Consider the following 317-nt stretch of genomic DNA (forward strand, 5'->3'; position numbering starts at 1 on the left):
TCCTATAATAATATGAAGAAACTAAAGAAATTTGATCAAAGAAATCTTGAATTCAAGGAAGTATCACCGAGTGTCCACTTAGAAGATTTATCACCAGCCCCAATTTATAGGGGACATCCACATAAAAAGATGGTGGGATTAACAATAAATGTGGCGTGGGGAAACGAGTATTTGCCTCGTATATTAGAAATATTGAAAAAACATGAAGTGTAAGCGACTTTCTTTTTAGAAGGACGTTTGGTGAAGGAAAATTTGCGATTTGCCAAAATGATTGTTGATGCAAATCAAGAAGTCGGAAATCATTCTTACACACTCCC

At 35.3% G+C, this 317-nt stretch carries 1 pseudogene; it reads left to right on the forward strand.

The annotated features are described in order from the left end of the window. A pseudogene (locus tag ACSG5Z_RS30115) lies at positions 1 to 317 on the forward strand (polysaccharide deacetylase family protein); the annotation flags it as partial.

Source organism: Bacillus pretiosus (genome assembly GCF_051294775.1).
GTDB lineage: Bacteria > Bacillota > Bacilli > Bacillales > Bacillaceae_G > Bacillus_A > Bacillus_A wiedmannii.